Here is a 9,024-nt window from a genome sequence, read left to right as displayed (position 1 = left end):
ATCTGGACCGGTCACCGACTTCAATGCCGACGGCTACGCCGATCTCGCTGTCGCGGCGCCCGCGGCGACCGTGGACGGCCGGGACGACGCGGGGTACGTCACCGTCCTGTACGGCTCCCCCGGCGGTGTCGACACCGCGCACGCCCGCATCATCAGCAGGGCGTCCGCCGGTGTTCCGGGTGAGGTGGTGGACTACGACGCCTTCGGCCGCACGAGCGCCGCCCGCGACTTCGACGGCGACGGCTACACCGACCTCGTCCTCGGGTCCGAGAACGGGCCGACGATCGTTCTGTGGGGTTCTCCGACCGGCCTCAAGAAGGCCGTCGCCCTCTCGTTCGCCCCGCGCAGCAGTCCCCTGGCTGCCGGGGACGTCAACGGCGACGGGCACGCGGACCTGGTCGTCGGCACCGGTCTGGTGGGCGTGGAGTTCGGCCCCATCACCCGGACCGGCGAGTCCGCCGCCCGCACGGTGGTCCCCTTCGACGAGGAGAACGACAGCCGCTACGACTTCATCGTGGGCGATGTGACCGGCGACGGAGCCGACGACATCGTCACCACTCACGGCTTCGAGGATGAAGGCCATCCCACTCGCCTCTGGAAAGGCGGCCGGGACAACTCCGTGACGCGCGCTCCGGGATCGTTCACCCCGTCCTCGGAAGGAGTGATCGCCGACTTCGACCGCGACGGCTACGGCGACTTCGCCACCTTCAAGTTCGGCACGAGTCACGAGGACATCGTCACCCGCCCCGGTACCGTCGAGATCCGTTACGGCTCGCCGTCCGGACTCTCCGCCCGGGCAACGACGATCACACAGAACACGCCCGGAGTCCCCGGCATCAACGAGGCCGGAGACCAGTTCGGCCGCGCGCTGGCCGCCGGCGACGTCACCGGAGACGGCTACCCGGACCTCGCGGTCGGTGTGCCGGGCGAGGCCATCGCCACCACCCGGGCCGCGGGCAGCGTCGTACTGCTGAAGGGCGGACCGAAGGGCCCGACAGGCAACGGAGCGCTCGCGTTCTCGCAGTCCACCGCCGGTGTCCCCGGCGTCTCGGAGCGGGACGACTACTTCGGTGACGAGGTCCTGCTCGCCGACGTCAACGCCAACAACCGCGCGGACCTCATCGTCTCCGCCCCCTGGGAGGACGGCCCGCAGACCGACTCGGGCGCCGCCTGGGTCCTGCGCGGCTCGAAGAACGGCCCCGTCACCAAGAACATCGCGACGTTCACCCCCTCCACCCTGAACATGCCTGGAGACGAAGCCCACTTCGGCTCCACGCTCGCCCGCTGAGACGCCCGGACCGAAGGACCGGCGGTCCGGTGCCGGGACGCCTGGAGTCAGCAGCCCCACGGGCCGAGTTCGACGATGCCCGCCACCGACCTGATTCCCTCGCAACGGTTCCGGTCAAGGCCTTCGCCGATCCGGACCGTCCGAACGAGAGCCACAACGCCTGCCACCGACCCGGCGGATCAATGCCCCCGCAAAGAGCGGCGGGCAGCTCATGGCACTGCTGCATGGAGGCCATGCCCCCATGCAGCAAGCACTTCGGGATGCTGGACGACCCGAACGCCTACGGGCACACGCCCAGGATCAACCCGCAGGGCATCATCACAGCCTGCTCCATGGACGATGCACCCGGCCCCAGCCGCGCCCGGTCCGGCGAACCGCGGCGTCCTGCCCGTCGAGGAAGCGCCATGATCCTTACGTCCGAGACGCGGGCCCGGCTGTGTGATCTGCTCCGCGAGTACGAGGCGACGTACGCCGTCCCGATCCGTGTCGAGCAGTTGCAGCTGACACGACGCAGCTTCCCCCAGGGATCAGTCGAGAGCGAACGGGTCCTCCTCGAAGCCGAGATCACGGTGGCTCGGCCGGGCATCGAGTCGCAGCGCCGGCCGCTGAGCCTGAACTTCGACGAGGATGCCAGGAACCTCTTGAGCGAAGGGGTGCAGGAGGCAGACCTCCGGACCGCAGCGCTGATCATCTTCGCGAACATCGACGAGTGGTGGCGGTGCAAAGACCACGAGAGCGACGTTGCGGCCATGGGCAGGAGGCTCTCGTAAGAGGTCGTCCTCTCCCATTGCTTCATCCCGGAATCCGGTGTTTGGCCTGTGTGCCGGGTCGCGCCAGGAGAGGGCGTTTTCGCCGGTGAGGCGGCGGGCCACGAGGTCGGCCGCTTGGTTCATCACGCCGAGGTCCTCCCCCTCACCGGCGACTCCTACCGGACCCGCCGACGACGCGGTCTCCTGGCGAAAGAGAACCGGTGAGGCCGATCATCAGCAGGGAACCTCAGCCGAACCGGTGATAGACGACGTCAGCGAGATCCACGCGGTCGAAGGCGGAGACATACACCTGCCGGTCGCCATGGGCGTCCTCCCGCCGGACCGACACCTCACCTCCGGGCCGGACATGGGACCAGGCCACGTGACCTGGGCGGACGTCGGCGATGGTTACTTCCTTGACGCGGCAAGCGAGGCCCTTCCACGACTCCAGGTGTCCGGTGTTGTCGATGTCGGCACGGACCGCAAGGTCGCAGATGACCTGCGGTCCACTGCCGGTACGGCTGTGCGGGCGGTGAGCGGACGCCCGCACGACAGGCGTCGTCCGGGCGCTTGCTCACGAGGGCCGCTGTCAGGGGGTGAAGACCTCGTCGAGGCGGTCGATGGCACCGTCGGCGCCCAGGTGGTAGGTGAAGACGAGCCCCGAGTTCGGGTGCGCCTCCAGCCAGTCGAGGAACTCCTGCACGCCGATGTGCTGGTTCTCGGTGCTCTCCACGATGGGGTTGGTCACGGTGACGTACGCGGCCTGGTCCATCGGGATGAACGTCTCCTTGCCGACCGTCTCGAACGGCGCGCCATCGGAGTCGGGCGATCCGCAGCCCCAGTTGCCGTGCTTGACGATCAGGCTGAGAGATCCCCCTTCGGGGGTGTAGCGGTAGACCGCGACCTCGTCGGGGGAGATCGGCATCTTGTGGTCGCATCCGTCGTCGTCGCCACCCGCACCCGACCCCGCGGCAATGGGGGACGAGGACGTGGCCGGAGCTGCTCCGGGGGACTCGGCGGCGCTGCCCGAGCCCGAAGACGGCGTGGCGGCCGGCTTCTTGCTCGCCGTGCCGGTGCCCGTTCCGTTGCCGGTGCCCGTCCCACCACCGGTGCTCCCCGCCTTCGTGGGGCTCGTGCTCGTGCCGACGTCCGAACCTGTCACGCCGTCGCCGTTGCACCCGGTGAGGGCCAACGCGCCCGCCACGCAGGCGCCCAGGACAACCGCCCGGACAACGCCCGGTCTGCGTCGGCCCTTCCTCGACGTCACGTTCATGATGTTTCCCCCTACTGTCCCGGTTCTCGGTGTGCCTCATCGGCTCGTCACAAAGGACAACTTCCGGCCACCGTCAGTTGCACACTCGGATCAGGTGTTCACGCACCACCGGTCGTGCGACGGACATCGCGTGTCCCGCAGGTCGTCTTCGCATCTGGCCTTGGCCTGTTTTCGCCTGCCGACCTTAGCGTGCGGCACGGTCATGACGGGGGGCGCCGGCGCCGCGCAGGCGATCTGGGTCGTCGGGGTGCAGAAGGTGGCGCCTGGCCTGGGCACCGCACTGCGCCGGGTCGAGGAGCACGCCCTTGGGCCGGAGACCGAGCGCGCCCGGGCGGTGTACGGGCGCGCTCGGTCTCCGGCCAGCGGGCACCCGGCCTTTCCGACTGCCTCCAGTGCAGATCAGCCGGGCCGCACCGGCAGAAAACCCGGTCGAGGCCGCGGGGGAAGTCACTCGGTGATGTATCGGGCCGGTGCCGACACCCAGGCTCACGGGTCTCTGCGGGGACAAGCTATATTCGGCCGTCGCGCGGTGCTGGAGCAGCGCTTCAGCAGTCTTCTTCCTGGGGCGGGGCATGATGTGGCAAGCACTGTTTCGCCGGTCCGCGGAACCGCTTCATCCACCTGTGCGCGGTAGGTGCGGTGCGGGCCGGCACGTGTTGCGCAGCGAGCGGTTGCTGCTCTACACGCCGCTCATCGCCCTGGACGTGATGGCTCCTGCCGCAGCTGGATCTGACGCCGAGGCGCAGCACTGGCTGGGATCCAGGGCTGACGAGCTTGTGCAGCACGAGGACACGCGAGAGTTGTTTTTGTCCATGCGCGCGGATGACGACCTGTCGAGGTTCGAGGCTCGCGACCGCTTCAAGATGATGCGGAAGCTCGAGAAACACTCCGATGGCTTCGTCCAGCTGACCGCAGTGCATGCGGCCGACGGCAGATATGCGGGCGCGACGAGCGTGGGCCTGGAATCCGGCGAGATCGGTGGCTGGCTGGCCCCTGGCTACCGTCGGCAAGGACTGGGCGTCGAGCTGTTCCGCGCGGCCGTCCAGCTCGGTCACCGGCATCTCGGTCTCAAGGTCGTACGAGCGGGCGCGGAGCCGACGAACGGTGCCTCTCGAGGAGCCCTCACGGCGGCTGGCTTCACCCCTGCGTCAGGACCGACACGGTTCACTCTGGGTGACGGACGTGAGGTCGACGCATGCTGGTACCAGCATCGGCAGGAAGCAACCTCGCGCTGTCGTGGCGGGAGCTGATCGGCCGCCTCCTCACCGCCCCTGGCGTGCCTTTGCGAGGCCGGGGCGCGGGGAGCATCGTCCTGCTTTGCACCCAGCCGCTCAGCCGCGTCGTCCGCCTCGGGCGCGGCCCGGCCCACAGCGGCCGCGACACCGCCACGGCTCAGGTCAGGGCCGGTCGGCTCCCGGGAGGCCTGGTGTCTGAGGGGTGTGTCAGAGTCTGCGCATGCTCGAGATCGTGGTGAAGACGGAGAACCGGGGGCGGCACGTGCGTGTGTCCGCCGAGGAACTGGCTGGGTTGGTTCGGCGGATCGGTGGGGATGGTGACCGGTTCCTGGTGGTGCAGCAGATACCCGACCTGCCTGACGTCTTCGCCCAGGTCTGGCATGAGACTGGTGATGACTACACGTTGGAGTACCGGGACGGTGCCGCCGACCGGCATTTCCAGGCGATGGTCGACGGGCCCGAAGCCGTGATCGCGGCGCTGACCGGCTGGGCCCGTTCGGAGGCCGGTTGGGAGGGGGGTCTGGCTTGGTCGCTGCTGGACATGGGCCCCGTGCGTGAGGTGCCGCCGCTCGACCTCGAGGAGGACGAGCGCGTGGAGTTGGAAAAACGCGTCCGCGAGGTGCTCGTCGGCGGCTACGCCTCCCGCGCCGAGCTGACCGAACTTGCGGAGGAGTACCTGGTCACCAAGGACCGCCGGCCCGTTTCGCGTGAACAGGCGCAGGTGCTGGCCGACCGGTTGTGGCTGGAGCGGGTCGCGGAACAAGCAGCATGGCGGGGCGAGACCGACCCGGAGCGGCTCACCCGCGCGTTCACCGTCCTGCAGGAAGCCGGCATCACGGCCCGCGAGAACTTCACCTGCTGCCGCAACTGCGGGCAATCCGAGATCGGCGGCGAAGGCGGACCCGACGCTCGCGGCTTTGTCTACTTCCACACCCAGTGCACGGACTCCGCCGCGGCCGGCCACGGGCTGATGCTTCTCTACGGCGGCTTCGACGGCTCGCCCGAGACCACCGCAGCCATCGGCCACGAGATCGTGGCCGCCCTCGAAACCGTCGGCCTCCACGCCAAGTGGGACGGTGACCCCAGCCGGGCCGTCACCGTCACCCCCTTGGACTGGCGCCGCCGCCTGGTCGATTAGGCAACTTGTGACCGTGCACGCCAGTTGGGCCCTGACGGACAACTGCGGTGCACAGAACGCGAGCAGGTGTGCGGGGGCCGGTCAGGGCCATGGGGCCCAGGGGTCGTCGCTGTACGGTTCGGGCTCTTCCGGGTGGAGCATGCGGCGGACACAACGCAGGAGTCCCGGCTCGTTGCTACCAAGGGCGGCCATCCAGGGCAGGGCGTTCATGGCGCGGGCGCGTTCTTCGGTGGCCAGGACGTCGGCGGTGGTGTGCAGGGTGTCGGGGGCGGGTTCGTCGGTGAGGCAGAGCCAGCCGATCGCGGCGGCAAGGCGGACTTCGGGGGCCTGTGCCCGGTCCTGCCACATCTCGCGGATCCACTTGGTGGCCGACCGGTGCGGGTGGGCACGTGTCGTCTCTGCGGTCGCGAGAACCAAGGCGGCCAGGACCATGGGGTCCTGCTCCTTGGCGAACCGTGTAGCGAACGCGGCTCGGACCGTACGGCCGGGGGCGGTCGCGGTGGCGAGAGCGTAGGAGGCGTCGATGCGCACGGCAGGGTCGGAGTCGTCGAGGAGAGGCAGGAGCAAGGGGGTTCCGGCGGTGATCGCGGCTCGGGCAGCGGCCACCGACCAGCCTGCCGGGTAGCCGGTCACCTCGACGCCGTAGTCGTCGTAGTCGTCGTGCCGGGGGCCGGGGCGGTGGAGGAGGAATTCGGCGCGGGAGGCGACACCGAAGTAACGGGCGCGGGCCGGGGCGGCGAGACCGCCGAGGGCGGCGGTGCGGTGTGGATGGTGCGGGTCGGTGGCGATCCGGATCAGGAATGGGACGGCGAGAGCGGCGGCGGCCCGGCTGTCGTCGGCGCACATGCCGATCAGTACACCCATCGCGTTACGTGCCGACCCGTCTTTCGTGCGCAGCAGGCGAACGGCCTCCCGGGCGTCCTCCCCGTGGGGGAAGTTCCCCCAGGGAAGGTCGTCGAGGACGGCCCCGTCGGTGGCCTCGGGCCGGATGGTCGTCGTCACAGCCCGGATGTCGAATGGACCTCCCGCGAACGATGCCAGATCCGCCCCGTCGACCAGAGCCCTGCACATCGCGAACGTCGGATCGGTCCGCCAGTCCCCCACGCCACACCCCCGTCGGATCCACCAGAGATTGGATCATGCGCGATCCGGACCAGGCAAAGCCACCGGGTAACCGGGGCGCTGCACGCCGCAGACCGTCATGAACCCAGAAACCCCAGCTCAGCACACCTCTGCGGCTCTCGCGCGGGCCAACTGTCGCGCTCAGTCACACTCAGCCGTGCAGCTGTCCGATGCGTTCTACCGGCGGTAGAACCGCCGGTACGGGCAAGGCGACGAGCATCAAGACCAGCGAAGAGGTACGCGACCGGCTGCGCACCCCGGCCGAGGAACGCGGCACCACCATCACCGACCTGCCCGAAGAACTGGCTTCCCGTGAGCCGACCGCCGCCGAGAAAGAGCAGCGGGCCCGCGAGGCGGCGCGCGAGCTGAGCATCGAGTACACCGCACAGGCCGAGCAGACCGAGCAGGAGGCCTGGGCCAAGATCCGCGCCCACCAGGACGGCAAGGCTGCGTGAGTCTGACAGCAGTTCTCGACCCCACCTGACCGGACAGGACCCACCGACGCCCGCCGGTCCGCTCACAGCAAAGCCGCCCCTTCCATGACCGCAAGGCTCTCGGCCTACGCCTTGAGGGGGCCTTCGTCCACGGGCCGGCCCCGTTCGCCATCACCCGGTGGATTCAAGGTCGATTCCCCTGCTGTCCGTGAAACCCGTCCGGGATGTTCAACGCAATCGGCGACCCGTTCTCCGGCGGTGAAAACGACGGTACAACAACGCTGGACGCGAAGAGCCGGTACGCCCACTCGTCGGTGCTTTCAGGGGCTGCGCCAGCGCCGGTGACAACGCCGCGGAGCAGCCAGCCGGGGCCGTCATGCCCCAGGAACCTGACCTGCATGACGGTCGTTGATCCATCGGGCCGCACCGTCGGTACGTTGGCCCGGATCTCTACGCCGGCGCGCCCGGTCCACTCCTTCGCGGATCCGCCGCCTCGAACCATCTTCCCGCGCAACTCGCCGCGGATCACGTCCCAGTTCCGGCCGGGAAGAGCGTGAAAAGCCTGCAGTTGGAGAGCCGTGGAGCCTCGGACAACAGTGACTCCGCAGACACGGCCTCCGCTGGCAATGGGAAGCAGTTCAAGACCGTCGCCCGCGGGGATTCTGATTCCGCCGAGGTCGATGACGGGCAATTCCTGGGACACCGCCTCTGTCGCGTCCCACGGCCCTCCTCGATCTCCGCCACGCATCATGCGGAGCGTCTCTTCCTGATGGCCCGTGGCGAGGTCGAGGAGTTCATACGTTGCCGCCTCTGTCACCCCCTCCCCCTCCAGTAGCGAACAGAGCAGGGTGATGAGGGTCCTGATGTCCAGGACACCACGCTCATCACGGGCGTTCCGTACAGCTTCGACGTCACCGAGACACGCCCGGATGAGCAACTCCTTGTCCGCTCTGCTCAGCTCAGGAGTCGGGATGTGCGCCACGACACGGTCGAGGTCCCCGTGCTCCTCCTCCCACAGAAGGCGGATCATCACCTGAGCAGCCGCGAACACGATGACGGCAGGCGACTCCGGGTCATCGACGGCGGACCGTTCATCCACATCGACCAACTGCTCACCGTCACTCAGTGAGCCGTTTCGCCGAAACTCCGTGACCAGCCTCCGGACTGTGGTTTCAGCGGACACCCTGCCACCATCTCCTTGCCAGTTGAATTCCCCGAGTCACAACGATGCCGGTTGCAACGACACTGCCCAAACCACCCACATCCTGGCCGGTTAGGCTCTGATCATGCGGCTGCCCCAGGTCCGCAGCCGTCGAAGTCGTCGCACCCGGTGCCCGGGATACGGAGCTGGAACGCGTGCCGGCCGCCTCTGCCACCGCCTCACTGAGCCTCTTCCAACCTCATGTTGATGCGTGGTGAAGGACGAGGACGGCCTTCACGACGTCGGTGATCCGGTTGGTGCTGCAGCGGAGCCTGCGGAGCAGACGCCGGCCTTTCAGGACGGCCATGGCCTGCTCGCCGACGCAGCGGATCTTGGCGTGGGTGCTGTTGTGACGCCGCTTCCATCGCTTGAGGCGACGGCCCCGGAACGGGACTCGGACGGGATCGTCGGCCCCTTGATACGCCTAATAGGCCAGTGGGTTGGCCGGTTGGGCCGGTCGGCAGGGGCCACCGCACTGACCCGCGGACGGCTGAGGACCGCCGTCACCAGAGCCGGACGCCAACGCCGCATCGACGCCGAGGCCGACCGGCTGCTTCAGATGTTCCGCCAGAGCCGGCTTCGCC

General features: G+C 68.8%; 9 protein-coding genes and 1 pseudogene. 5 read left to right on the top strand and 5 right to left on the bottom strand.

Features of this window, described 5'->3' with window-relative positions; genetic code table 11:
* Both CW362_RS41785 and CW362_RS41780 read left to right on the top strand, forming a co-directional pair.
* A partial coding sequence (locus CW362_RS41785; RefSeq protein WP_103554808.1) for an FG-GAP and VCBS repeat-containing protein occupies window positions 1–1,288 on the top strand: 1,288 nt, incomplete at its 5' end.
* A 404-nt stretch (window positions 1,289–1,692) separates the two neighbouring features.
* Window positions 1,693–2,058 (top strand): hypothetical protein, encoded by a 366-nt coding sequence (locus CW362_RS41780; protein ID WP_103554807.1) that lies wholly within the window; start codon window positions 1,693–1,695, stop codon window positions 2,056–2,058.
* Window positions 2,059–2,284: 226 nt separating this feature from the next.
* On the opposite strand, the gene CW362_RS43640 is transcribed toward CW362_RS41780, so the two are convergent.
* Together CW362_RS43640 and CW362_RS41770 are read right to left on the bottom strand one after the other, a co-directional pair.
* The gene (locus CW362_RS43640; protein ID WP_162684421.1) at window positions 2,285–2,587 is read right to left on the bottom strand and encodes a hypothetical protein; all 303 of its coding nucleotides are present in this window, start codon (window positions 2,585–2,587) and stop codon (window positions 2,285–2,287) included.
* A 39-nt stretch (window positions 2,588–2,626) separates the two neighbouring features.
* On the bottom strand, window positions 2,627–3,310 hold the full coding sequence (locus CW362_RS41770; protein WP_103554806.1) for a hypothetical protein: 684 nt from the start codon (window positions 3,308–3,310) through the stop codon (window positions 2,627–2,629).
* A gap of 653 nt (window positions 3,311–3,963) precedes the next feature.
* On the opposite strand from CW362_RS41770, the gene CW362_RS41765 reads away from it, so the two are divergent.
* Both CW362_RS41765 and CW362_RS41760 read left to right on the top strand, forming a co-directional pair.
* A complete protein-coding gene (locus tag CW362_RS41765) occupies window positions 3,964–4,560 on the top strand; it encodes a GNAT family N-acetyltransferase (protein WP_162684420.1) in 597 nt (198 codons plus the stop codon).
* Window positions 4,561–4,765: 205 nt separating this feature from the next.
* Window positions 4,766–5,683 (top strand): DUF6891 domain-containing protein, encoded by a 918-nt coding sequence (locus CW362_RS41760; RefSeq protein WP_103554804.1) that lies wholly within the window; start codon window positions 4,766–4,768, stop codon window positions 5,681–5,683.
* An 81-nt stretch (window positions 5,684–5,764) separates the two neighbouring features.
* Here the strand turns inward: CW362_RS41760 and CW362_RS41755 are convergent, their stop codons facing one another.
* Complete coding sequence (locus tag CW362_RS41755; protein ID WP_240658336.1) at window positions 5,765–6,685, bottom strand: hypothetical protein; 921 nt, start codon at window positions 6,683–6,685, stop codon at window positions 5,765–5,767.
* A 290-nt stretch (window positions 6,686–6,975) separates the two neighbouring features.
* Here CW362_RS41755 and CW362_RS41750 point away from each other — a divergent pair, with 290 nt between their 5' ends.
* On the top strand, window positions 6,976–7,260 hold the full coding sequence (locus tag CW362_RS41750; RefSeq protein WP_103554802.1) for a hypothetical protein: 285 nt from the start codon (window positions 6,976–6,978) through the stop codon (window positions 7,258–7,260).
* A gap of 163 nt (window positions 7,261–7,423) precedes the next feature.
* Here CW362_RS41750 and CW362_RS41745 read toward each other — a convergent pair whose 3' ends face one another.
* Complete coding sequence (locus tag CW362_RS41745) at window positions 7,424–8,422, bottom strand: DUF3710 domain-containing protein (RefSeq protein ID WP_103554801.1); 999 nt, start codon at window positions 8,420–8,422, stop codon at window positions 7,424–7,426.
* 217 nt (window positions 8,423–8,639) lie between these two features.
* Window positions 8,640–8,861 (bottom strand): annotated as a pseudogene (locus CW362_RS41740) (transposase family protein); the annotation flags it as partial.
* Window positions 8,862–9,024: the final 163 nt, after the last annotated feature.

It is taken from the genome of Streptomyces populi (assembly GCF_002911015.1).
In the GTDB taxonomy this organism is placed as follows: domain Bacteria; phylum Actinomycetota; class Actinomycetes; order Streptomycetales; family Streptomycetaceae; genus Streptomyces; species Streptomyces populi.
Note: the sequence above shows the minus strand (reverse complement) of the source record. Positions and strands in the feature narration are given on the sequence as shown.